This window comes from Chamaesiphon sp. GL140_3_metabinner_50 (assembly GCF_025361915.1).
Taxonomy (GTDB): domain Bacteria; phylum Cyanobacteriota; class Cyanobacteriia; order Cyanobacteriales; family Chamaesiphonaceae; genus Chamaesiphon.
This window is the reverse complement of sequence record NZ_JANYJC010000328.1, coordinates 1-23,975: the sequence shown is the minus strand read 5'-3', so window position 1 is coordinate 23,975 and position 23,975 is coordinate 1. Positions and strand designations below refer to the sequence as shown.

Below are 23,975 nucleotides of genomic sequence, written 5' to 3'. Positions count from 1 at the left end.
ATGGCAAAGGCTTGAGGGCTGGTGACTTCATGGATTAGATGTAAGCCGATGAATAGTTGGGTTTGTCCCGATGGTAATGTGGCGACGGTATGTGCGTCCCAGACTCGATCGAATAAGGTATTTTTGCTCATGGTTTTAATTAGTGGGTAAGAAAGTAAGTTTTTCATTTAACTGACTAAATAATAACGAAAATTAATTTAAATCTTCACTAAAATCGTTATGTCTGGATTTCATAAACAAGAGAGTAGGGTGGGTCTTGTGCCTCAACCCAACATTTCCAGGGTGTTGGTGTGTGAGTTAGTTGGGTTTCGTTTGGCTCAACCCAACCTACAGATTATCTTCTCCTTTTTCGATAGCTTTTAAATGTTTACCATTTTGGTTGTATCTAGATCCTAGCTTTATTTGCTCGTCAGCAAAGGAAACTAACAAACCAGCAGTCGATTGATAAATAGTATCTGGTTGAACATCAGACCAATCATTTGGTAATGTATCCATTTAATTTGGTTTTAACTAACGCTGATAGACGATCCGAAATCGACGGGGCGAACCCGACTCTAAGGTGTCGATGAAATCTTCAAACGATATTTGCTGCAAACCGCGATCGGTAAATTTATTCAACTCCGATTGAGTAAGAGCAAATGGTGGCAATTCGCCCGCTGGATCTTCAGGATTGCGCCCGCGACAGACGACTAGTAATTTGCCATTAGGTGCAACGAAATTACCGATACAATCGATCGCATTCGGACGAATATTTGCGGGTAGTGCTTGAATCGTGTAAATTTCAATAACAAGATCGAAACTTAATTTCCAATTGGCTGGGGCGGTAAATAAATCAACGGCTTGATAATTTACCTGCGAATTGGGGAATCTTTGATGACACCAATCGATCGCAGTTTGAGATAAATCGAATGCCGTTACTTTAGCACCGAGTTGAGCTAGATATTTGGCATCATCTCCTAACCCACAACCGACGACTAATACGCGCCGATCTTGTAAATTAAATTGGGATGTTTCAATCCAGTCTGCCAACCAATGACTCACGTCACGATCTGCCCACGGAATTGCATTGAGATCTCCTTGTGCTTCTGCATAGAGTTTTTCAAACCAGCCTGTATAATCTCCCTGCTGATAGGATGCTTGTGATAGTTCGCGAACTCGCAATTTCCCTAAGGAAAGGCTTTGCCAACGAGAATTAGTCATAAGTTTTATTGCCTAATAATATTCAAACTAGCTGCGGATGAAAAAATAGATTGTCATACTTATAGCAACGGTCGATACAAATCTGCGAATAATTATTGATGGAATCCGACGGGCGAAGTTAGCGATAAAATAACCGCCCAAAGCACCACCAACAGCCATGATAATTGTTTGATGCCAAGCTATAATACCTGCGAATAAAAAAGGGATAATCGCGATGCCATTGATACAGGTTCCCAGCCATGTCTTTAGGGCATTCATAGCATGAATATTTCTAATGTTGAAAAAGGTGAGACTCGCCAACATTAAAATCCCAATACCCGCGCCGAAGAAACCGCCATAAATCGCAACTACTAGTTGAATGATAACTAGATAGACTAGCGGTAGTGACTTTGGTGTCTCTGCTCGATTTAAAGATTGTAGCCATTGTTTGAAAGATTCACCAAAGATAAATACAACTGTTGCGAGTAATAATAAATAGGGAATTAGCTTTTTAAAAATATCGGCAGATGTATAGAGTAACAATATCGAGCCGAGCAATCCACCGACTAAACTAACAATACTCAAAATTAGCATAGTTCGTCGATCGACATCCAAATCCCGACGGTACGCACCAGCACTTGCCAAACTAGCCACCCACAGGGCAGTATTATTAGTAGCATTAGCCGCGATCGGAGGTATACCAGTAAAGATCAGCGTTGGGAAGCTGATGAAACTCCCGCCACCAGCCACGGCATTCAATCCGCCAGCGATAAAAGCAGTTGCAAATAATAAGAAACCATTTAGATCTGTAAGCGATGGTGGTGCGATCGGCATTATATTAGCCTTTAATTAAACGCCTCCGAATAAATTCGGGGCTATTGTTGCAAAGTCCGCCTAAGCGAACTGACACATTAGTTAGTCCGCGTAGGCGGACTTTGCATCACAAGCGGCGGTTGAAACCGCTGAAGTTATAGATAAGAAACTTAATTATTCACCGTCAATTAATCTGGTTTAATCCCAATTAATAAAGCTAATTCTAGCCATTTCCAATAACAATCTACATTTGCAAATCCAATCTCCCTCAGATATCCTAGTTGAGTTTCGACATCTAGTAATTTATTCGATGGATCTTCATTCTCTACTGTATATCCAATCTTGGTAAGAAACTGAATGTGAATCTTATCGTTAGGTGATGCGACATGTTCGAGATTGGCAAATATACCACCAGGCGTTAATAAATTAAATATCTCCGCATATAAAGAGCGTTTACGATCGTGTGTGACATGATGAATCGCAAAACTCGAAACGATCGCATCAAACTTACCCAGATCTGGCAATCGATCGTCTAAATTATGACTGATAATCTCAATAGATCGATCGTCCTTAAATCTATCTCTAGCTTTTTCCAACATCACTGGTGAAAAGTCTAACGCAATTCCCGTCGCTGAAGGTCGATCGATTTTGAGTAATGCCATCAGTCTCCCGTCACCAGTGCCCAAATCGAGGATGCGCTGGGCAGTTTTTGGGATATAGTCCAACAAGACAGCTTCACCCTCGGTACGATGGGGAATGCTATCGGCTTTAGCTAGGTAGCTAAGCGCATGTTCGGTAGTAGACCATAGATTTACCATAATATTGCACTTAGGCTGCGGTAATGGTGGCGGTGGGGCTGTATCACTACTATAGACAAGGAGTTTGTGCTTGTCCAATATATATTAGGATTGTTATTAATACTTTTAAAGTATCGATTGTTGGTAAAGCCGATCTAACTCTGTCATTTTTCCAGTTATGTTAAAGTCTATAGTTTATAAAGTTTGTCTAATTGTTGCTGCTAAATTGGTATTTATCAATTATCCGACGCTAGCAACAATTAAAATTAATGCTAATTTAGCAATATCAAATAATTTAGTCTTAAACCAAGCTGCTAACGAACAAAGTAAGGAATTGGAAGATCCGATCTTGGAAGATGTTGTCTTAAATCGAGTCGATAAATTAAAGCAATTCCTCGATAAAGGTGGTAGTCCCGATCGATATTTTCATGCAGCGGTTAATGCAGGTGCGATCGATTCTGTAACCATGATGATATCTCGCGGGGCAAATGTTAATCTACCTGGTAATGAAGGTGTAACGCCACTAATGACTTCAGTAAGAGCTACTTATCGCGGCACTATCGAAATAACAGAACTGCTAATTAAAAATGGTGCCAATGTAAATGCTAGAGCGGGTAGGGGTAGTACGGCGTTAATGTATGCATCTTCAGGAGTAGCGGCGCATTATGAAAACGATTACGTGCGAGTGGTGCGGTTGTTAATTAAGAATGGTGCGAAGGTAAATATTAAAAATAGAATGGGTGCGACACCTTTGAGTATTGCTAAGGAAGGGAAATGGAAAAAAATAGTGGCGGTACTGAAAAAGTCAGGTGCTAAATTCTAATTCGATCTATCTAGATATTACGGGCTTGATGTACTTACTAAGATAGCCAAGATTTTGTCAATTTCTTTGATATAGTAATCATTAACATCAATAAAGGCAATTTGTCCTTCGAGCTTGAGAAATTTCCAATCTGTACCAGTAGTTACAGCCCCATATAAAATCTCTGTTTGATTTCCTTCTCTTTGATTGAATAAACGGGCTGCTATCATTGTAGCGATACATTGTCCCAATCCGCTAGGAATACTTTCATTCTTCGCTTCGACGATCGTTAATACGGGACTGGTAATATAATATTGTTCGAGAGATCGGCTCAAAATAAAGTCACAACGTCCATCTAATCCTTGCGTAGAATCGACTTCAAAATTACTGCCAGAGAAGATCGAAATCTGGTTGCCCAAAATTCGCCGCACTTCCATCAGAATTGGCATGATAACTAATTCGGAACGGGCTTTTTCGGTATTAATAGCACCAGCTAAAGGTAGCTGTTCTTTAAGTAATAAAGTCAGCAGATCGCTGGAATGAATTGGAGTAGTATCGGCGAACAGATCTTGGATTTCGTTAGTTGCGATTCCAAAATCAGATTTAACTTTACTTAATGTAAAACTACTATATGGCATGATGAATTTAATTCACACTTTTGATGATAACGCTCGACGATCGAGACTCCATTTACACTTCGATGATAGCGGACAATTTTGGCAATCTGGATTTTGAGCCTTACAAGCTAATGCGCCAAAGTCGAGCAGCGCGAGGTTCCAGGTTCCTACCTTGGTTTTGGGTGCGATTAAATCTGCTGCACCCCAGAGAATTTTGCACCGAGATTTAACTCTCTCGCCTTGCAAGCCAAAGAAACGTTCAAGAATCCGCGCGACGTTAGCATCTAGTACGGCTAATGGCTGGTTGAAGGCTTGAGAGCCGATAGCACGAGCAGTATAGTCGCCGATTCCTGGCAGTTTGAGCAGTTGTTTTTGGTCTTGAGGTACCATGGCATTATGTTGTTCAATCACGATTTGGGCGCATTGTTGCAACCGTTCGGCGCGGAAAAATAATCCTAATGGTTTAAGAATTTTAGCAACATCATCGAGATCGGCGGTAGCTAAATCTTGGACAGTGGGATAATGTTCTAAAAATAGTTCGTAAATTGGTGCGACTGTATCCGCATCGGTTTTTTGGAGTAAAGATTCGGCGACGAGGAGATGGTAAGCAGCGGTAGTTTTTCGCCACGGATAATCGCGGCAATTGGCAACTCCCCAAGCCGAAAGCTGTTTGCGAAACCATTTAATGCGATCGGCTGAAGGATAATCTGAAGGGGTAGATCTAGGTGGCGTGTCTAAGGATATCATTAAGTTTTAATTGAGATAAGCTATTAGTATTATTCCCTAAGTTATTGCGACATTATCTAGCCTAATTGGAGATCGATTCAACTTTGTTATGGAACTTCGTCACTTACGATATTTTAGTACTGTCGCTACCGAATTGCATTTTGGACGGGCGGCGGAGAAGTTACATATCGCTCAACCACCATTGAGCAAACAAATTCAAGATCTAGAATCAGAATTGGGCTTTGAATTATTTAATCGTACTAAAAGATCGGTTTCACTTACGCCTGCTGGTAAAGGGTTTTTAATAGAGGTAGAACGAATATTTCAACAACTAGATCGCGCGATCGATATTGGTCGAAAAACTAGTCGCGGCGAACTCGGTCAAATCTCGATTGGTTTTGTTGGTTCGGCAACTTATAATATTTTACCAGTAATGCTCCAGCAGTTTCGCGATCGGTATCCGAACGTGCGAATTGAATTACATGAATTGACTACCGATCGACAATTAGTTTGGCTGCGAGAAGGTAGAATCGATCTGGGCTTAATTCGTCCGCCAATTGTTGAAAAAAATTTGGTTAGTCAGGTAATTTTCCAGGAATCTTTAGTGGTTGCTTTACCAATTAGCCATCGTTTAGCTTCAGTAGATGCGATCGATATTGACTTATTAGCCGCCGAGCCATTTATTCTATTTTCACGGCAACTTGCACCAGGATTATACGATCCGATTATTGCGATTTGTCAAGCGGCTGGTTTCAGTCCACAAGTAGTTCAAGGATGTATTCAAATGCAGACAATTGTCAGTTTGGTATCGGCAAATATGGGCGTATCAATTTTGCCAGCATCGATCCGAGAAGCACAACGTCAAGGTGTAGTGTATAAACCGATTAGATCGAACGAGGCGAGTAAAGAGCACCTTGCAACAATGGCGATTGTTTGGCGGATAAATGATAATTCACCGACGATGAATAGATTCTTAGAAAGTGTGCTGGTTGATTTTAGATCGACTATTAAATAGAGTGCTACTCATTGATTATTTGCACCGATCTGGCTTTTCACCCAGCCACGAAATGATTTTACTAACGCCAGATAATCCATCGTTGTCGATCTTTGCAACCAGGTTGCAATATCTGGTATCGATAAACTTCCAAAAAATTGACTAGTTTGAGTGGCAATATAAACACCATCTTGTAATTGTTGAATAATTAAAGATTCTCCATTATATATCCAAACTTCAGCTACTCCTAAATCTGCATAGACCTGAAGGCGATTTTGGGAACTACTGGTAATATCAACTTCTAAAACCAGATCTGGTGCTGGATCTGCTGCCATATCTAATCTCAGCTTGCCCTGAACCGCTGCAATATTACGAATATAAAAACATTTATCGGGTTCTGCTCCGCTCAGTTTGGCTTGCTTGAAAGTAGTCGAGCCGAGGGGATAAATACTTACTTCTAATTCTTCAGCGATAGTATCGATAAAACGACCCAAGACTTCTTTACTAAGTTCGTGTTCTGGAGAAGGAGCCATAATTTCTAGATTACCACGATTGTAAGTGAGGCGCAGCCGACGATCGCTCAGTTCCTCTAGCAGAGTTTCGTAGGTATTCCAGCTAATCCCAGACAGGCGAATAATTTCGGCGGGTGGTGCGAGTAGTGTTGCAGTCATAAATTCAACTAAAATTGAATGCCTTTATTTTAATCTAGATCCTCACGATCGAGTAAAATACGATGGAGAAATTCGGTCGAGGGCAAATCCCTACGTCCCTTACAATGAGTGAAGTCTAACTGTGCGTCCTCTGTGATTAAAAAATATATGAAACAAGCTACTGTAATTGGTCTAGGTCGATCGGGTATTGCTGCTGCTAAACTATTAATGAAACATGATTATGCAGTCACTCTCAGCGATAGTAACCATAACCCCAACCTCGAAGCTCAAAAACAACAGTTAGAACTACTCGGAATTAACGTCAAACTCGGCGATAAATTTACACCTACCACCGAAGATATTATCGTCGTCAGTCCCGGCGTACCTTGGGATATTCCACCCCTAGTCAAAGCCAGAGAACTGGGTATCGATACAATTGGTGAAATGGAATTAGCATGGCGGCATCTTCAAGATATCCCCTGGGTGGCAATTACTGGAACCAATGGTAAAACTACCACTACTGCTCTAACTGCGGCGATTTTTCAAGCGGCTGGCATCGAAACGATCGGGTGTGGTAATATCGGTTTTGCTGCTTGTGAATTAGCATTACTCGCAACACGTCCAGCCTGGATTATTGCCGAGCTGAGTAGTTATCAAATCGAGTCTACTTTTACCCTCAAGCCACGAATTGGGGTATGGACGACATTAACTCCCGACCATTTAGCACGCCACAAAACTGTTGAAAATTATGCAGCAATTAAGGCTAAATTACTTCGTAATTCACAGCACAAAATATTTAATGGCGACGATCGATATTTATACGATTTGGGTAATTCTGACTGGCAAGATGCTACTTGGACGAGTGTGGCAGGTAAAGAAGATTTGCAAGGCAATCCCGAACTGGGAGTTTGGATTGAAGATAATTGGGTAATATTTCGGGGCGAGAAAGTGCTACTAGCCGATTCACTGAAAATGCCTGGAGATCATAATCTTCAAAATCTATTAATGGCAGTGGGTATCGCTAAAATAGCCGGGATCGAAAATAGTGCGATCGCTTCTGCTGTGGCTGGTTTTCCGGGTGTCGCCCATCGGTTAGAATATATCTGCACTTATGGCGGTGCGGATTATATTAATGATAGTAAAGCAACTAATTATGATGCTGCCGATGTGGGATTGAGTGCTGTTAAATCGCCTGTGATTCTAATTGCGGGTGGTGAAGCTAAAGAAGGCGACGATCTGGCTTGGTTGGATACTATTAAACAGCAAGCCGCCGCCGTATTGTTGATTGGTAATGCTGCGACTCAATTTGCAAATCGATTGCAAGCCGTCGGTTATACTAACTACGAAATGGTTGAAACTATGGCAAATGCGGTAACTCGATCGATTTCATTAGTCCAGCAATATCAAGCTAAAATTGTCCTATTATCCCCTGCCTGTGCGAGTTTCGATCGATATACTAGTTTCGAGCATCGTGGCGATGATTTTCGGCAATTATGTCAAAATCTGGCTCTCAAGGATTAAACTAGGCTCGGTTAAGGCGATTACCTCCGGTACAGCAGAGCTGAACGCGGGTGAATCTCCGAGCCATCTAAGCGTTGGCATAGCCTACCGTTAGGTAATCGCTGTTATAGTGGGAAGGGAAACAGCCTAGAGATCTCCATCTTATCAGTGAGTGAGATCGGCTCCTGCCGCCTGAAAAATATTGCTAGCGAGTAGTCTATTCACAATCCCCTATCCCTTATCCACTCCATGCTAGCCATGTTCGACAAACTGCGCGACACTATTCGCCATTGGTGGATGGAGTTTACACTCCAAACCAAACTAATGGGAGCAGCCACTTTGGTGGTGTCGCTGATTGTTAGTGGCTTAACTTTTTGGGCAGTAAATACCATTCAAACAGACGCGCGTATGAATGATACGCGCTTCGGGCGAGATTTAGGACTGCTGTTAGCCGCCAATATCGCCCCCCAAATAGCCGAAAACGATCTCACTAGCGTCGCGCGGTTTTCCAATCGCTTCTATCACAGTACGTCGAGCTTACGGTACATTCTGTACGCTGATGATGGGGGCAATATTCGACTGGGAATTCCGTTTTCTGAATCAGAAGTTCAAAACTCACTGATGATCGAGCGACGGATTCACCTACCAGAGAGTGGTACTCGCAAAGACTTACCACTGGTGCGTCAACATCAGACACCAGAAGGGATCGTTACTGATGTATTCGTGCCCATCGAGCATGAAGGTAAATTTATCGGTACCCTGGCGATCGGGATTAACCCCAATCCTACCGTAGTTGCGTCCTCTGGTTTGACTAGAGATGTGACGATCGCGGTATTTGTCTCGATTTGGGTAATGGTAATTTTGGGTGCGGTATTTAATGCGCTCCAAATCACCAAACCAATTAAAGAATTACTTTCAGGTGTCAAAAATATTGCCTCTGGAAACTTTAAACAGCGAATCGATTTACCCCTCGGTGGTGAGTTGGGCGAATTAATCGATAGTTTTAATGAAATGGCTGAAAAGTTAGAGATATTTGAAGAACAAAATATCGACGAATTAACTGCCGAAAAAGCCAAATTAGAAACCTTGGTTACGACGATCGCCGATGGTGCGGTATTAATCGATAATAATCTAAATATCGTGCTAGTCAATCCCAACGCTCGTCGTTTCTTTGGTTGGGAGCACCTCGAATTAGACAATACAAATGTCTTGCATGTTTTACCGGGCAGCGTTTCCGCAGAACTCGCGCGTCCCTTGCACCAAGTGGCGGCTGGTAAACTCGATGGCGAAGAATTTCGGATCGCTCTCAATCATCCCGCACAGCGTACTGTCAGAATTCTAATCACCAACGTACTCGATCCGGTCAAAGAAAACGTCCGGGCGATCGCGATGACAATTCAAGATATCACCCGCGAGGTAGAATTAAATGAAGCGAAAAGTCAATTCATTAGTAACGTCTCTCACGAACTGCGAACGCCCTTATTTAATATCAAATCATTCATCGAAACTCTTCACGAGTACGGAGATGAATTAACCAAAGAAGAACGCAGCGAATTTCTCGATACGGCTAACCGCGAAACAGATCGCCTGACGCGACTAGTAAACGATGTTTTGGATTTATCAAAACTCGAATCCTCACATACCTACCTCTTCGATGGTGTGGAATTAGACCGATCGATCGAACAAACCCTCCGTACCTATCAGCTTAACGCCAGAGACAAAGGCATCGAACTCTGTCAAGATATCGAACCTAATCTACCATTTGTCTTGGGTAACTACGATTTAATTCTCCAGGTGCTGGCAAATCTGGTCGGGAATGCCCTCAAATTTACCAAAACCGATGGGAAAGTCACCATCCGTGCTTATCGAGCTACAGTCACTGGTGAAGCGGCAGATGAGATTATTTCTCCTGTCGTCAGAATTGAAATTATCGATACGGGAATCGGCATCGATCCTGAAGATCGGCGGGCAATTTTCGATCGCTTTTTCCGGGTGGAAAACCGCGTTCATACTCTCGAAGGTACTGGCTTAGGACTATCGATCGTGCAAAATATTATTGAAAAACATCACAGTCAAATTCATATTAGCAGTACTGTTGGTGTCGGCACGACTTTCTGGTTCGATCTAGCCATCTACGAGCAAAAGCAAATCCAGCAGCTCGAAGACCAACAACTAGTAGAAAGTGGCGCGTGGACGATCGAGGATAATAGATAAGGTGATTCCCGATCGAGAACATACCATCTGAACTATGATTTATTTGATTAACAGATAGACTAAGATTGTCGGATAGCTGTTTATCAAAGTCCATCAATCGTTGGCGTAGACTCTCCTGTGGAGAATCGTGTTCATCAAAGTTCAGACATTGAATTGCCATGCGTTCTGGTTATACCTTACCTGTGTTTGCGACTGCTAGTGCGATCGCCGCATTACAATGTTTGCAGCAGTCTACCGCAGCTAAATCGGTGGTGACTGTAGACTTAATTACCCCATCCCAACAGGTGGAAATTGCGATCGGGCAGGTGGCATTAATTCAGGCTAATCTGGCTCTGGGCATTACTCATAGCGATCCTGGTGATAACTTAGATCTCACTCGCGATACTCCAATCTGGGCCGTAGTGGAGTGGGCAGATCCCGCTCAAGTAGAAACGATCGCGCTAGTGGGGGGAGAAGGGGTCGGCAAGCAGTCCAATCTAGACAATCTCCCCGCTATATATAGTTACGCTCGTCAGCTCTTCCAGGCGAATTTAGCCCCATTACTGTTACCGGGGCAAAAGATTCGGGTGACGATAATTTTGCCGGAGGGAAGAGTCTTAGCAACTCGGACATCGAATGCCGCATTTGGCGTGGTTGAAGGTTTATCGCTACTGGGAACGACAGGAATTTCGCAGCCTTTGAGCGCGCCGGGACAGTTGGATGCTTGTTTGGATGAGTTGAGAGGTAAGTGGGACGGCAGTTCGGCTTCGCTCACTGACCTGGGGAGTGGGGGACGGGGGGACGGGGAGACAGGGAGACGGGGAGACGGGGAGATGTTGCCGTTGGTGTTTTGTATTGGTGAGAATGGGTTAGATTTGGCGCAGAAAATGGGGATAAATCGCGATCGCATTATTAAGACTGCGAACTGGTTGGGGCCGTTATTAGCCGAGGCGGGACTATTGGGGGTGCCTAAGTTATTGCTGTTTGGCTATCATGGCAAATTAATTAAATTGGCGGGGGGGATTTTTCACACTCATCATCATTTAGCCGATGGGAGATTAGAGATTTTAGTTGCAGCAGCGGCGCGGATGGGGTTACCCGCAGGGCCATTAGCGGGGTTATTCGACTGTGAGACAGCCGAAGATGTGCTTAAATATCTGCACGAGCTAGATGTAGCTGATGGGAGTAATTGGGTATCCAAAATTTATGGCTATTTGACAGAAAAGATCGATAATCGATCGCAGACGTATATTTACAGTCAAAGTCAGCAGTCTGTAAGTGTCGGTTCGGTAGTATTCGATCGCACTCGGCAAGTTATCGCAACTAGTCTCACTGGCAGAACATTTTTGACTCAATTGTGCTAAAGTCGATCGAATATAAAATATTTTACAAAATCCGATAAATCTTGCTCGATCTCACTCTTTTAATTTAAGAGTCGCTCATTTCAAATTTAGACGGTCGGAGATTTACAAAATCTACAAAGTATCAACTTCAATGGAGTCCGCAGTGACAACACAAACCGAAACTAACGCCACCAATCTTCAGCCCACCGATAGTACATTAGAACAGGTCAACTTAAACCATCAAATGGTCGTCATTCTGGACTTCGGCTCCCAGTATTCGGAACTAATTGCCCGGAGAATTCGCGAAACCCAAGTATATTCTGAAGTCATCTCTTATCGAACTACTGCCGAGCAATTGAGACTGCTAAATCCTAAGGGGATTATTCTTTCGGGTGGCCCTAGTTCAGTGTATGACGATCGCGCGCCCCAATGCGACCCGGAAATCTGGAATTTAGGCATTCCGGTATTGGGTGTTTGCTACGGAATGCAATTGATGGTGCAGCAACTTGGTGGTGAAGTAGTTAAGGCGAAAAAAGCTGAGTATGGCAAAGCCGAACTACTCATCGACAACCCGACAGATCTGCTGACGAATGTCGAAGCAGGAACGACAATGTGGATGAGTCATGGTGACTCCTGCGAACGGCTGCCGACTGGCTTCGATCTACTGGCACATACAAATAATACACCATGCGCGGCGATCGCCAACCATCAGCGCAAATTATTTGGGGTACAATTTCACCCCGAAGTAGTGCATTCGATCGGCGGTTTTGCGTTAATTCGCAATTTTGTCTATCATATTTGTGGCTGTCAACCCACTTGGACGACTGAAGCATTTGTCGAGGAATCCATCAGGAATATTCGCGCTCGCGTTGGCGATAAAAAAGTATTATTAGCATTATCTGGCGGTGTCGATTCTTCTACTTTAGCATTCTTATTGCATCGGGCGATCGGCGACCAATTGACCTGTATGTTCATCGATCAAGGGTTCATGCGAAAGCTCGAACCAGAGCGGTTAGTTGCCCTATTTAAAGACCAATTCCATATCAAAGTTGAATATGTAATGGCGCGGGAACGGTTTATTAATGCGATCGCCGGAGTTACCGATCCCGAAACCAAACGTAAAATTATTGGTACTGAATTTATCCGTGTATTTGAGTCAGAATCAAAACGGTTGGGGCCATTCGATTATCTCGCTCAAGGGACATTATATCCAGATGTAATTGAGTCGGCAGATACTAATGTCGATCCGCAAAGTGGCGAACGGGTAGCAGTTAAAATTAAGAGCCATCACAACGTCGGTGGATTGCCCAAAGACTTACAATTTAAGCTCGTCGAACCTTTACGTAAATTATTTAAAGATGAAGTACGAAAAGTCGGACGTTCGATCGGATTACCCGAAGAAATCGTTAAACGGCAACCATTTCCCGGCCCCGGTTTAGCAATTCGGATTATTGGAGAAGTCACCGCAGAGCGACTAAATATCCTCCGCGATGCCGATTTAATCGTCCGTCAAGAAGTTAATAAGCAAGGGCTTTATGACAAGCTCTGGCAAGCTTTTGCAGTGCTACTAGCCGATGTAAATAGTGTCGGAGTCATGGGCGACCAACGTACCTACGCACATCCGATCGTGTTGCGATGTGTATCTAGTGAAGATGGCATGACCGCCGATTGGTCGAAGGTACCGTATGAGTTTTTAGAGATTGTTTCTAACCGAATTGTGAATGAAGTAAAAGGTGTCAATCGCGTGGTTTATGATATCACATCTAAGCCACCCGGTACGATCGAGTGGGAATAGTTTTATGCTAATATTGTCTGAACTATGATTAGAATGATTAAATGATGGACTGCAATCCGAAAATTATAGTCTATTTATCGGATCGCACAAATCATAGTTCAGACAGAAGCTAAAGTTTGAAAGGGTCGATCGCGTTTGTGGTGATAATGTGTAAGCATTGTGTTTTATAGCCTCAAATAAATTATTTATCGCTATAAACCACCACAGGTACTCGCTTATAAGCAGGCGTACCAGATCGAGTTTCGGTTTGAGCCGTAAAAATTACATTCACTTCAGGATAGAACATTAACGCCGCACCTTCACGCACCGAGCCGTAAATAACCTCTACATCTTCTAATTTACCAGCATCCCCCTGGACTGTCACCCGATCGTGTGCTGCTAGATTAATTTTTTCAGCATCGAGCCGATTCATCAGAATACAGTTACGATGCGGCATTCCCCGATACATATCGCCAATTTTATAAACGACGGTATTGTGTTGAGAATAGCTGCGTCCGGTCATTAGTGCTAATACTAAACTATTTGGGCGATCGCCGATATTAAAGTCTTGAGCGGTGGGTAGAGTTAGATCTGGGATTGGGGTAGTAAACATTTTTGCCTTCCCCGATGGCGTTTTGAAGTGGGGTGTGGTGACAATCCGATCGGCGATGGTAAACTCTTCTTTGGTGTCATCGATCGTGCCGATTTTCGCATAACCTTCGACAGTACTGGCGATAATTTGACGGATGTATTGAGGATCTTGCATCTTGCGCCATTGAATCGGCTCTTCACCGAGAACGTAGTGCGCCAGTTTGGTTAAAAATTCGACTTCGGGAATTAAATCGCCAGATTTGAGGTGGGTTTCGCCTTCATCGTTGAGCCGTACAAAATTGTTACCCGATTCTGACGTGGTTTTATAAGGGTTCTCAAACCGATTGAACACGGGGATAATTATCGTGTTGGTTTTTGCCAAGCCGTTAAAGTGCCCGATGTTGGGTTTCGTCGCCATGTAGATGATGGTGTCGATGTTGCCCAATGCCTGCTTTGCCTGATGGGAATTAGGATTGGCACCGTAGAGATTACCACCCACACAGATTAGGCTATCTACTTTACCCGCCGCTGCGGCTTCAATTAGGTCGCGGGTGTGGTAACCTTTGGGAAGATTCAGAGAGCGTCCTAGCAGCCGCTCTAAGGCTTGCTTTAGCTCTTCTTTGAGTTTGACTGTCACGCCCATCGATCCGAAGCCTTGGACGTTAGAATGTCCGCGTACGGGCATCACGCCAGCTCCCATTTTGCCAGCATTGCCAGTAACTAGGGCGGTATTAGCGATGCTGTAAACGTTATCGACACCGTTGAGCTGTTGGGTGAGTCCCATCGCCCAGGCGAAGACAACCCGTTTAGACGCGCCGATAATGGTGGCGGCGGATTCGATTTCGGCTAGAGATACGCCGCAAGTAGCGGTAATAGTTTCCCACGAAGTCGTATGTGCTTGTTCGAGGATGGCTTCCCAACCTTCAGTATGCGCTTGCAAGAACTCCCGATCGATTCTTCCTTGCCCCATTAATGCCTTTTGAATGCCGATAAATAAAGCAACATCGCTACCAGGAATCGGTTGCAGGTAAAGATCGGCAATTTTCGAGCCGGGGACTAATGATTTGACAGGAAATGCCGGAGATCCAAATTTAACCAACCCGATTTCCATCACCGGATTGATAACGATAACTTTACCGCCGTTATCGCGGATTTTAATTAATTCATTCATCAAGCGGGGATGATTGGAGGGTGAATTTGCCCCCGCCAATACCACACAATCGGCTTCCTTCAAGCTTTCCAGGCTAACAATCGAAGTTTTGGTACCAAACATCTCGCTCAATGCCGTCGTCGAAGGCGCGTGACACAAATCCGAGCAATCTGCCAGATTATTAGAACCCAACGTTCGCATCATTAATTGCAGTACAAACGCCGCCTCATTCGAGCCGCGCCCCGAACTATAAGAAGCCACCCGTTCGGGATCTAGTTTAAATGCCGCAGTCGCGATCGAGTAAATCTCATCCCAAGAAATCCTTTGAAAGTGCGAACTCCCCGCTCGTAAAATCACCGGAAAACTCAGTCTTCCCAATCGATCGGCTTCATAAGAAGTAAGCTGTTGTAATCTGGCGATCGGATTGGTATCGAAAAAATGCCCAGATACTGGCGGCTGAATTTCGGCGGTAATTGCCTCAACACTTTTCATGCAGCGTTGAAGCTTTTCACCGTCTTCATTAGTAAAGCCCCCTTTCTGTCCCCCCGTCCCCCAAGAGCAAGACAAACACGCACTATGGTGGAGTAAAGTCTGCCAAATTTTTGGCCCTTCTGGAGATAATGTATGCTCTGCCCAATACTTAATTATCGGCAGCCCCCCACCAATTTCTGGGGTATCCTCGTTAGTTTCGTTAAACGGCGGTTGGGATGGTGGGGTAGTTTTCATGCGTTACGACATGGTGTCTAATTTTTATTCAAAGTAGCATAAATTCCCGATCGAGCGGGTCTATCGATGGGTAGATGCCAACGCTTCCGATATTTCGATCTGTTCTGGTGTTTGCGGTTCCTCTATTGTTACAACTACTGAGGCTGGTACTAGTGTTTCCTCTAGTGAAGATTCTGGAATCGAGGCAATCGATTCTTCAATTGTTTCTGGATTCGAGATCGCCGATAGTGGTGCTGCGGTTGTTTCCACCGGAGCCGAGACAACCGATGGTGCTGGTGCTACGGTTACAGGGGTTGGAGGCGTAGCAGAAATTAAGTGGAAACTATCTTTATATTTCTGATAAATTGCCAAGCCTGGGACATTTTGACTAAATTCTGGCGGCAGATGATACTCTTTGGCATTATACTTCTGACGAACATTGACGATCGAATTATACTGAACCTCCCACTTTTTAAGTAGCAGTAAAAACTCCTGGAATTTTTGGTACGATGTCTCATGCCGAGACTTCAACCCGATGTATTGAAGCATTTTGCTGTAAGTTTCCGGGCGGTTAAATTTTTCATCAATACCCACGATCGGGCCAAGTTTTTCAAATATATTATATTTGACCATCACTAACAGCATCAATCCATCGAGATTTAATAAATCTTCCGAATCTAATAAATTAATAGTGTCTGAAATACTTCGTAAAGTTGAATAATCGTCGAGTTGATACTTTTTAAATAATAGAATTAACTTTAGCCCTAACGGATGTTCAGAAATTTTATTAACTTCGGAGGCATAAGCTTGTAATGCCAACTTCCCTTCCTCAGTTTTTAGCAGTGGCAACACTTCCTCTAGCTTTTGAGAAACCTGTGCCTGAAATACTAATGTCTCTATATCTTGGTTTAATAGTGAATTTACAAATTTATATAACTGTTGTTGAGTGCTACTACAATATCTCGATTCGGTACTATCGATCCTAGCAAAACTATTCTGAGTGGCGATCGCCACTTTCAGTAGCTCGATAACCTCATCTAAGTTAGCATATTCATCGATCGATCGAGCAATATAACTTTTAATCTTAAAAAATGTCATAAACTCGGTATTGCCGAATTTATCTGCATTCAAATTTTCCGCCTGATTGGTAATCTCAGCAAGTTTGTCAAACGTCCGGTGATGTAAAAATTTATCACTTTCTAATATTTGTGGCTTCTGAAACTTTTGACCGAAACTTGATAAAAATTTACTTTGTCTGAGCTTAGAGATTTTTTTGGAATTGAACAATAAAGATAAAATCGGGAAGATCGCAATACCACCGATAATAACCACAATCGCGATCGTGGCAGGAGTCGATAATACAAATGTATAAATACCTGCCGTTACCGCTGTTGAGCCTGCTGGTACTGGCGGTTGACTGGTATTAGCTGGCTGGCTAGAATTACTTGAATTGAGCGGATTGGCTTTCTGAATTTGCCGATTGGCATCCGCCGCAGTTGATTCGTGTGGTAGCTCTGGAGATTGAGATCGAGCGACTGTAGCGGTGAGTAGATTCGCTACCGATAATCCCCACACCAAGCAAAAAGACGGTTTTGGTAAATACTTAGACATGTTTCTGTTGATGACAAGATATCCTTTACATAGGTTACCCAGTCGCACTTAGAAAACTGCGATCTCTGATTATTCTTTCTCTGCGCTCTTCACGCGCCTCTGCGGTTTATTCGATCGGTTCATAATCACTAGTAATAATTACGATCGGAGATTTTTTTATAACCGCAGAGGCGCAGCGATTTGCGCTCGTCGGGGAACCCGACGGTTTACGAGCGATTCTCTTTCAGAGAGGCTCCGCCAACGAGACAGAGAACGCAGAGGGGATAAGGAAAAAGCTAATCTGTAGTCTTTGAGCGGAAAGGGATTAGGATTGTTATACCTAATTAGGATCGATTACCGCACCTTGCAGATCCACCTTCAACGGCTGTGCTTGCACCTGAACATTTTGTGCTTCCCAGGCTTGAGCCATCGCTGCTGCAACAGCTTGAGCGCGCTCTACACTTGCTAAAGCCAGCAAAGTTGGCCCCGCACCGCTGATAACCATTCCATAGCCGCCAGCGGCAATTACGGCTCGTTCTACGTCAGTATAACCAGGAATTAACTTTTGACGGTAGGGTTGGTGAATCCGATCGGCTAATGCCGCACTCAGCCAGTCAGGGTTCCCCGTTTCTAAACCCCGGATCGTTAAGCCTAAATGCGCCGTATTAAAAATCGCATCGGCGCGGCTATACTCATTCGGCAGCACGCTTCTGGCTTCTGCTGTCGAGAGTTCAAAATTGGGAATGGCAACTACAGGTACTACGCTATCGTGCCAAGGAATATCAGCGATCGCCCAACCAGTTGCCGCAGTAGCCGCCAGCCGACAGCCGCCAATGAGGGCGGGTACTACATTATCGGGGTGTCCTTCCATTTCGATCGCCAGTTGCATAATTTCACTTGGTGAGAGCGGACTTCCGGCTAAAATATTAGCACCCAATAAGCCGCCGACGATCGCCGTTGCCGAGCTACCCAATCCCCGCGCTAGCGGTACGCCAAGCTTAATTTCTAGCTGCATGACTGGGGGATCTCGATCGATTCGCTCGTATAATTTGAGAACGGCTTGATAGGCGAGGTTGCTAGCATCGGTATTGACTTTAGCTGCTTCTAACCCCTGCACGGCAATGACTAAATTTGCAGTGTCGATCGGGGTGAAGGTAAACTCGTTATACATGCTCAACGCAGCACCGATACAGTCAAAACCCGCTCCTAAATTGGCAGTGGTAGCGGGTACGCGAATCTTTGTCATGGGGAATAGGGAATAGGGTATGGGGGATAGGGCGCATCCCACTTTTAGATTTGGTTGACAGATCTCTATTGTGGGCTGGGCAACAATAATTATAAGTGAGACGGTTTATCGTGCCAGATGTAAATGAATGTCACAAAATGCAAAGTCTTTTAAATAGCCGCCCTAAATAATGTTGCAAATAGATTATAAATGCTAATGTATAGTCAGTCACAAAAAAGGTGAGGTAGTTACATTATCCCTAGTTGGATAATCATTTACTAAAGTTGACTCCTCGCTGTAGAGCAGTGTAGGTAGTTTAAGTCAACATAGTAAGTAAAATTCGCTACAGAGGAAACACGAGTTTCCACAATTTTTCTGCCTATCTCAACCTTAAACCTAATATCATATCCAGTGGGAGATGCTTATGAAGCTTGTGCTCCAGAGTAAGAACATCGAAATTACCGATGCCATCCGCGACTATGTAAATCAAAAAATCGAGAAGGCAGTGAGCCATTTCGATCAGATCGTGACCGGACTAGATGTTAATTTATCAGTTGCCAAAAATCCTCGAATTGCAGCATCGCAAGTAGCTGAAGTGACAATTTATGCCAATGGGGCAACAATTCGCGCCGAAGAAGCCAGCGAACATTTATATGCAAGTATCGATTTAGTTGCCGACAAAATTTCACGGCAATTACGCAAATATAAAGAGCGCAATTTCACGAAAAAAGATCGCACGGATTCAGCCAAAGAGCTGGGGGAAGAATTAGATTTAGAGTTACTAGATTATCATCTGACCGATAATCGATCGGCAACATTACCCGCAGAAGTAGTGCGGACAAAATACTTTGCCATGTCAGCATTGACGATCGAAGAAGCGATCGCACAATTGCAACTGGTAGATCACGATTTTTATATGTATCGCAGTGTCGAAACTGGAGAAGTAAACGTCGTTTATCGCCGCAAGCACGGCGGTTTTGGAGCGATCCAACCGCGTCCTACTGCGGCTGAAAATGGCAGTACCGCAAAGATCGCTGGAACTGTCTAGCTATAACGATCGGGTGAGTTTAATGAAGATGGGAGGATTTCAATGGAGATCCTCCCAATTTTTGTGCGATCGAACCTCACTCGGTCTGAGCTAAAATAGACATATTCATAAATCTGACCGTAATCGATTTGAACGATCGCGAGATCCAGCGAGAGTAACGATGAAAAGTGTCCATATGGGTTAATCGATCGAGGGAATTTGCAAATTTAGACGAGGTTATCTGGATTCACTAGTGCAAAATGTGAAGATATTTATTTATCGATCGATTTAGATGGTTGTTGCAGTTATCGCAACGCAATCGCCTGTTAGCTCATATCCCTAACCCCAGTCCCGACATGTCTTCTCAGCCGCCAAAAAAGACACTCCTCGCTCAAATTACCCAAGTCTTCAATCGGACGAAAGTTAATTTTACCCGGTTGGCACTCAAACCCAATGCGAGAGTGCCGAAACTACTGGTTCAAGATGCCGATGCGCCGCAGCCAGATATCTTTCCATTGTTAGGCGAGAAATACGTGTTGGGGCGTAGTTCTCAGGCTTGTGATATCGTAATTCGCAATGAAGTTGTCAGTCAAGTTCACCTCTCATTAAGCCGAGATCGCCAAAAGGGGACGACTTTTTTACTCAAAGACGAAGGCTCGACTAATGGCATTTATCGCGGCAAAAAGCGGGTCGATCGGATTACACTTAGAAACGGCGATACCTTCACCCTCGGCCCACCAGAACTTAAAGCCGCAGTCAAAATTACTTATCTCGATCCGCCGCCTGTCTACATGCGCGTGTTGCGGTATGGCTTGTACGGTACTGGCAGTATTTTAAGCCTATTAATACTCGCAATTCTGGCAGAATCGACCAAAATTAATGTCAATCCGCTGCCCGATGCCAATGGGCCAGTGATGGTATATGCTGAGGATTTAGAAGAACCATTGCGTCCGGCAAAAACAGGCGCACATAAAGATCTAGCCGATATTAGCAGTTTTTCTACTTACTTACCCAAAGCCCTAATTGCTTCGGAAGATAATCGTTTTTACTGGCATTTTGGCATCGATCCGTGGGGAGTAGGGCGGGCGATCGTCGTGGGTCGTCAAAAGGGTAAACTGACTCAGGGTGCGAGTACTTTAACTCAGCAGGTAGCCCGAAGTTTATTTCGATCGTACGTCGGGAGTGAAGACAATCTCCCCCGGAAAATGCGGGAAGCAGTCGTGGCTCTGAAATTAGAAGCCACATATAGTAAAGATAAAATTTTACTAACATATCTCAACCGCGTCTTTTTAGGCGAAGACGCACATGGCTTTGAAGATGCCGCCCAGCATTATTTAGGTAAATCCGCCCGCGATTTAACCCTACCAGATGCCGCCATGCTCGTGGGAATTTTACCGGGGCCGAATATTTTTAATCCTTGTGTTGAAGATAAACAAGGGCGCAGAGGGATGAAAGCCATCGAACGCCGGAATTTAGTCCTCAATCGGATGCTAGAAACCGGGGTAATTACCTCAGCCGAAGCCAGAGAAGCCCGGAGATCGCCGCTAAATTATCGCCAAGAAGCCTGTACCCCTAGCACCAGTACTAAGGCTCCCTATCTCTATACCTACGTTTTTCAAGAACTTCAGGAAATTTTAGGCACAGAAACAGCTAAAGAAGGTAATTTCGCGATCGAAACTGGATTAGACTTAAAAATGCAAGCCAAAGCCGAAGCCGCACTACGTCAAAATATCGCCTCGGCTGGTGGAACGTACCGCTTCTCGCAAGGTGGCATCGTCACGCTCGATAGCACCACTGGCATCGTCAAGGCGATGGTCGGCGGAGTAGACTATCAAAAAAGTCAATTCAACCGTGCCACAGGTGCCCAGCGGCAGCCCGGATCGACATTTAAGCTGTTTGGGTATGCCGCCGCGATCGAGGGCGGCAGATCGCCGGGAAAGACCTATTCCTGCGATCCAATCTCGTGGGATGGTAGAAGTTTCCCTGGCTGCAATCATGGCGCGTCGGGATTTACTAATATGTACGCGGGTTTCGCGCTCTCGGAAAATGCGATCGCCCTGAGAGTCGCACAGGATATCGGTTTAGCAGGTACGATCGCTACAGCCCAGAAAATGGGCATTAAATCGCCCCTTAAATCAGTTCCCGCCCTGATTTTGGGGCAGAGTGAAGTAAATATGCTAGAGATTACTGGAGCCTACAGTTCGGTTGCCAATCGCGGCATCTGGCACAAGCCGCGCGTTATCAAACGGGTGTACGATACGAGCAATTGCGATCTCAACCAACTTCGCAAATGTCGGGTTATGTACGATTATGCCAAGGATGCGCCCTCACAGCGAGTATTGAAGGCAACTACGGCAGATACGCTCACCAGTATGATGCGTGAGGTCATAACTAATGGTACTGGCAAAAATGCCGCGATCGGTCTCGGAGAAGTCGGGAAAACGGGAACTACCGATGATAATGTGGATCTATGGTTTATCGGTTTTATTCCCGATAAAAAAGTCATCACGGGTGTCTGGTTGGGGAATGACAATAATTCACCCACCAAAGGTAGCAGCGCACAAGCCGCTCAGTTATGGGGCAATTATATGGGTTCGGTGTTTAAATAATTTAAGTTGCTACCGATCGTGTAAATTAACTAATTATTTGTCCGTTTAATATATTATTGATGATGCGATCGGCTAATTATACTGAGTTAAATAAAAATGAATGACATTCAGCCGATCGATATTATCATTCTCTCTAACGCTCCAGGCGAAGTCACGACATGGGTGCGTCCCGTCGTTAGAGCGTTACGTGCCAAATTAGGTAACGATCGATCTCTCGTGCGAATTTCGGCTATGTTATCACCTTGTCCGAATGCGAGTGGTAAAGAAGTCCAGATTTTAACCAGCTATCCGGAGATCGATCGTGCCCAAGGTGCCGAGCATTTTACCAAGTTTTTAATATGGGGTAAAACTGCCGAAAATTGGGACTGGCGCGAACGGGGAATTGTAATTTTTCTGGGTGGAGATCAGTTTCCCCCTGTCGTAATCGGTAAACGGTTGGGTTATCAGACGGTGGTGTATGCCGAATGGACGGCAAGATGGCATAATTTAATCGATCGATTTGCCGTGATGAATGCCGCAGTCACTACTAAAGTTAAACCCAAATATCTCGATCGATTTACAGTAGTTGGCGACTTAATGGTGGAGACTCAAACTAGTCTCAATCCCAAATTAGTCGATCGCAATTCCGAGGCTATCACGATCGGATTACTACCCGGCTCTAAATCAGCAAAATTAGGCATGGGATTGCCACTAATGCTGGCGATCGCCGAACATATTCAAGCAGCTAATCCGCTGGTAAAATTTGCTATTCCCGTCGCGCCGACAATCGATCTGCAAACTTTAGCCAGTTATGCCGATCCTAGCAAAAATCCGATTATTGCCCTGGTGAATGGTGCCACCGCAACTCTAGAATTCGACGCACCCATTCCCTATCTTCAGACAGCCACCGGATTAAAAGTAGAATTGCATACCGAATTTCCGGCTTACGATTGGTTGAGTCAATGTACCCTATGTTTGACCACCATCGGGGCAAATACGGCAGAACTAGGCGGGTTAGGAGTACCAATGATAGTTTTAATCGCTTTGCAACAGATGGATGCCATGCGCGCCTGGGACGGGCTACCAGGGATCTTAGTTAATTTACCTTTAGTTGGTTCGCCGATCGCCAAAATCGTCAATACGATCGCCTATTGGAAGATGGGAAATTATAAATTTGCATGGCCAAATATTTGGGCTGGGAGAGAAATAGTTCCCGAATTAGTTGGTAATCTAGATGCCAAAACCGTCGCTGAATTTACGCTAGATTATCTCGAACACCCCGAAAAATTAGCCGCCATGCGATCGGATTTACGCCAAGTTCGTGGCGAAGCAGGTGCCGCCGATAAATTAGCTGCGATCGTGGCAGATTTAATCTATTCTCAGCGTTAAATCTATCTTCAAGCTTAATTATCCATTGAGCTACCGCTTTTTCAACTACTTTTTTCGTACAGATTACATTTTGCTTGGTTATTTCTATTTCATGCTGACATCTGGCATTATCATCATAATCCCGTAGCATTCGGGTCGCTCTAAAAACTAGTACTATTGCTAGTAGTAAAAACAGTAGTCCTATTTCATTTAAAGAAACTGTTGTCATCAGCACAAGAATTCCGATTACCAGTAATATTAATGATATTGCAGCAAAAAAATGTTGCTGACTACGAGCTGTTTTCAACCAAATCGGCGGGATGACAATTTTCATCGTTTCACC

Annotated in this window: 19 protein-coding genes; 9 read left to right on the top strand and 10 right to left on the bottom strand. The window is 44.2% G+C overall.

The features are described from left to right. Positions 1-327: 327 nt before the first annotated feature. From Q0R35_RS16220 to Q0R35_RS16205, 4 genes are all read right to left on the bottom strand, one after another. Positions 328-495, bottom strand: coding sequence for a hypothetical protein (locus Q0R35_RS16220; RefSeq protein WP_295620686.1), 168 nt, complete (start codon positions 493-495; stop codon positions 328-330). A gap of 15 nt (positions 496-510) precedes the next feature. After that, the gene (locus Q0R35_RS16215; protein WP_295620683.1) at positions 511-1,200 is read right to left on the bottom strand and encodes a bifunctional 2-polyprenyl-6-hydroxyphenol methylase/3-demethylubiquinol 3-O-methyltransferase UbiG; all 690 of its coding nucleotides are present in this window, start codon (positions 1,198-1,200) and stop codon (positions 511-513) included. 27 nt (positions 1,201-1,227) lie between these two features. Continuing rightward, a complete protein-coding gene (locus Q0R35_RS16210) occupies positions 1,228-2,013 on the bottom strand; it encodes a sulfite exporter TauE/SafE family protein (RefSeq protein WP_295620680.1) in 786 nt (261 codons plus the stop codon). 167 nt (positions 2,014-2,180) lie between these two features. After that, on the bottom strand, positions 2,181-2,810 hold the full coding sequence (locus Q0R35_RS16205; protein ID WP_295620677.1) for a class I SAM-dependent methyltransferase: 630 nt from the start codon (positions 2,808-2,810) through the stop codon (positions 2,181-2,183). A gap of 157 nt (positions 2,811-2,967) precedes the next feature. Here Q0R35_RS16205 and Q0R35_RS16200 point away from each other — a divergent pair, with 157 nt between their 5' ends. Beyond that, a complete protein-coding gene (locus tag Q0R35_RS16200) occupies positions 2,968-3,612 on the top strand; it encodes an ankyrin repeat domain-containing protein (RefSeq protein WP_295620674.1) in 645 nt (214 codons plus the stop codon). 17 nt (positions 3,613-3,629) lie between these two features. Here Q0R35_RS16200 and Q0R35_RS16195 read toward each other — a convergent pair whose 3' ends face one another. Both Q0R35_RS16195 and Q0R35_RS16190 read right to left on the bottom strand, forming a co-directional pair. Next, complete coding sequence (locus Q0R35_RS16195) at positions 3,630-4,229, bottom strand: hypothetical protein (protein ID WP_295620670.1); 600 nt, start codon at positions 4,227-4,229, stop codon at positions 3,630-3,632. A 12-nt stretch (positions 4,230-4,241) separates the two neighbouring features. Continuing rightward, on the bottom strand, positions 4,242-4,955 hold the full coding sequence (locus Q0R35_RS16190) for a helix-hairpin-helix domain-containing protein (RefSeq protein WP_295620668.1): 714 nt from the start codon (positions 4,953-4,955) through the stop codon (positions 4,242-4,244). Between the two features lie 88 nt (positions 4,956-5,043). On the opposite strand from Q0R35_RS16190, the gene Q0R35_RS16185 reads away from it, so the two are divergent. Further along, complete coding sequence (locus Q0R35_RS16185) at positions 5,044-5,949, top strand: LysR family transcriptional regulator (RefSeq protein WP_295620664.1); 906 nt, start codon at positions 5,044-5,046, stop codon at positions 5,947-5,949. An 8-nt stretch (positions 5,950-5,957) separates the two neighbouring features. Here Q0R35_RS16185 and Q0R35_RS16180 read toward each other — a convergent pair whose 3' ends face one another. Then, entirely contained in the window at positions 5,958-6,599 is a 642-nt protein-coding gene (locus Q0R35_RS16180) for a Uma2 family endonuclease (RefSeq protein WP_295620661.1), read from the bottom strand. Between the two features lie 147 nt (positions 6,600-6,746). Here Q0R35_RS16180 and murD point away from each other — a divergent pair, with 147 nt between their 5' ends. From murD to guaA, 4 genes are all read left to right on the top strand, one after another. Further along, on the top strand, positions 6,747-8,099 hold the full coding sequence (gene murD, locus Q0R35_RS16175) for a UDP-N-acetylmuramoyl-L-alanine--D-glutamate ligase (RefSeq protein ID WP_295620658.1): 1,353 nt from the start codon (positions 6,747-6,749) through the stop codon (positions 8,097-8,099). Positions 8,100-8,327: 228 nt separating this feature from the next. Next, positions 8,328-10,292 (top strand): two-component system sensor histidine kinase NblS, encoded by a 1,965-nt coding sequence (gene nblS / locus Q0R35_RS16170; protein ID WP_295620655.1) that lies wholly within the window; start codon positions 8,328-8,330, stop codon positions 10,290-10,292. A 158-nt stretch (positions 10,293-10,450) separates the two neighbouring features. Further along, positions 10,451-11,635, top strand: coding sequence for a cobalt-precorrin-5B (C(1))-methyltransferase (locus Q0R35_RS16165; RefSeq protein WP_295620652.1), 1,185 nt, complete (start codon positions 10,451-10,453; stop codon positions 11,633-11,635). A gap of 142 nt (positions 11,636-11,777) precedes the next feature. Next, positions 11,778-13,409 (top strand): glutamine-hydrolyzing GMP synthase, encoded by a 1,632-nt coding sequence (gene guaA / locus Q0R35_RS16160; protein WP_366944922.1) that lies wholly within the window; start codon positions 11,778-11,780, stop codon positions 13,407-13,409. A gap of 181 nt (positions 13,410-13,590) precedes the next feature. Here the strand turns inward: guaA and Q0R35_RS16155 are convergent, their stop codons facing one another. The 3 genes from Q0R35_RS16155 to thrB form a co-directional block, all read right to left on the bottom strand. Beyond that, a complete protein-coding gene (locus Q0R35_RS16155; protein ID WP_295620649.1) occupies positions 13,591-15,855 on the bottom strand; it encodes an FdhF/YdeP family oxidoreductase in 2,265 nt (754 codons plus the stop codon). Positions 15,856-15,915: 60 nt separating this feature from the next. Beyond that, positions 15,916-17,445 carry a hypothetical protein gene (locus Q0R35_RS16150; RefSeq protein ID WP_295620646.1) on the bottom strand — a complete coding sequence of 510 codons (1,530 nt, stop codon included), beginning with the start codon at positions 17,443-17,445 and terminating at the stop codon, positions 15,916-15,918. Between the two features lie 319 nt (positions 17,446-17,764). Further along, positions 17,765-18,670 carry a homoserine kinase gene (gene thrB / locus Q0R35_RS16145; RefSeq protein ID WP_295620643.1) on the bottom strand — a complete coding sequence of 302 codons (906 nt, stop codon included), beginning with the start codon at positions 18,668-18,670 and terminating at the stop codon, positions 17,765-17,767. A gap of 403 nt (positions 18,671-19,073) precedes the next feature. On the opposite strand from thrB, the gene raiA reads away from it, so the two are divergent. From raiA to Q0R35_RS16130, 3 genes are all read left to right on the top strand, one after another. Beyond that, a complete protein-coding gene (raiA, locus tag Q0R35_RS16140) occupies positions 19,074-19,697 on the top strand; it encodes a ribosome-associated translation inhibitor RaiA (RefSeq protein ID WP_295620640.1) in 624 nt (207 codons plus the stop codon). A 335-nt stretch (positions 19,698-20,032) separates the two neighbouring features. Next, positions 20,033-22,285, top strand: coding sequence for a transglycosylase domain-containing protein (locus Q0R35_RS16135; protein ID WP_295620689.1), 2,253 nt, complete (start codon positions 20,033-20,035; stop codon positions 22,283-22,285). A 96-nt stretch (positions 22,286-22,381) separates the two neighbouring features. Next, a complete protein-coding gene (locus tag Q0R35_RS16130) occupies positions 22,382-23,653 on the top strand; it encodes a lipid-A-disaccharide synthase (RefSeq protein WP_295620637.1) in 1,272 nt (423 codons plus the stop codon). Positions 23,654-23,975 lie beyond the last annotated feature (322 nt).